This is a genomic window from Candidatus Streptomyces philanthi (assembly GCF_059553635.1).
This window is the reverse complement of record NZ_JCANQV010000613.1, coordinates 1-1,230: the sequence shown is the minus strand read 5'-3', so window position 1 is coordinate 1,230 and position 1,230 is coordinate 1. Positions and strand designations below refer to the sequence as shown.

The window sequence follows — 1,230 nt, the reverse complement described above, 5'->3', positions numbered from 1 at the left end:
CGGCGAGTAGCACCGTCTCCGGGGGCGGGAGCGGGCCCGGGCGCCTACGGTGGGCAGGGAGCGGGCGACCGCTTCCTGCCCGCGGAAGGGACGGTGGACGATGACCGAGAGCGAGCTGCGCGGGGTGGACCCCGGAAGCCGCGGGCGCACCACCATCGCCGACGCCGTCGTCGAGAAGATCGCCGGGCTCGCGGCCCGCGAGGTCGCCGGCGTGTACGCCATGGGCACCGGCTTCGCCCGCACCCTGGGCGCCGTACGCGAGCGGGTGCCCGGCGGCGGGCGCTCCGCGACCGCGACCCGCGGGGTGAAGGCCGAGGTGGGGGAGGTGCAGACCGCCCTCGACCTGGACATCGTGGTGGAGTACGGCGTCTCCATCGCCGACGTGGCCCGCGCCGTCCGGGAGAACGTGATCGCCTCCGTGGAGCGGATGACCGGACTGGAGGTCGTCGAGGTCAACATCGCCGTCGGCGACGTGAAGCTGCCCGACGAGGAGGACGAGGAAGCCGAGGCGGAGCCGCGGCTCCAGTGAGCCCGGCCGGAGCGGGAGCGAAGGAGCGCACGATGAGCATGGCCGTGGCCGGCCTCCTGGCCGGCATGGCGCTGGGCTTCGCCGGATACTTCGGCGGCTTCGGTGCCTTTGTCCTGGTGGCGGCGCTCGGCGCCGTCGGGTTCGTGGCCGGCCGGTTCCTCGACGGGGACCTGGAACCCGGCGCGTTCTTCCGCCCGCGCGACCGCGACGACCGGCGGCGGTGAGCCCCGGTGGCGGCGTCCCCGGCCCGAGGGGTACCGGCGGGCGAACGGGGCACCACCCACGTCGCCGACCGGGTGGTGGCCAAGATCGCCTCACGGGCCGCCCGTGAGGCCCTGCGCACGGCGGCGCCCACCGCGCCCGTCACCGCCCATGCGACGGTGACCGTCCGCAGGCAGGAGGACCGGGAGCCGTTCGGCGAGGCCCGCGTCCGGGTCGTCGTCGAGCTGGGCTACCCGTCCGCGATCGGCGCGCAGTGCGGCGCGGTGCGCCGCGCGGTCGCCGCCCGGGTGCGGGAGCTGGCCCGGATGGAGGTGTCCGAGGTGGCGGTGGAGGTCGACCGGCTGCACTCCCCGGCGTCGGATGCCGCGTACCGGGAGCGGGTCCGGTGAGCGGCACGGAACCCCCGGACACCCGGCGGCGCCCCGCCCCGGAGCGGGAGGACGCGCCGGACGCGGCGGAGCACGGCAGGGCGCGGCGGT

At 77.0% G+C, this 1,230-nt stretch carries 3 protein-coding genes; all 3 read left to right on the top strand.

Going from position 1 to position 1,230, the window contains the following annotated elements:
* Positions 1-100: 100 nt before the first annotated feature.
* The 3 genes from AC51EU_RS30640 to AC51EU_RS30630 are packed head-to-tail and all read left to right on the top strand — an operon-like array spanning position 101 to position 1,140.
* Positions 101-529, top strand: coding sequence for an Asp23/Gls24 family envelope stress response protein (locus AC51EU_RS30640; RefSeq protein ID WP_496270352.1), 429 nt, complete (start codon positions 101-103; stop codon positions 527-529).
* Between the two features lie 32 nt (positions 530-561).
* A complete protein-coding gene (locus AC51EU_RS30635; protein WP_496270351.1) occupies positions 562-753 on the top strand; it encodes a hypothetical protein in 192 nt (63 codons plus the stop codon).
* A gap of 6 nt (positions 754-759) precedes the next feature.
* The gene (locus AC51EU_RS30630; RefSeq protein ID WP_496270350.1) at positions 760-1,140 is read left to right on the top strand and encodes a hypothetical protein; all 381 of its coding nucleotides are present in this window, start codon (positions 760-762) and stop codon (positions 1,138-1,140) included.
* Positions 1,141-1,230 lie beyond the last annotated feature (90 nt).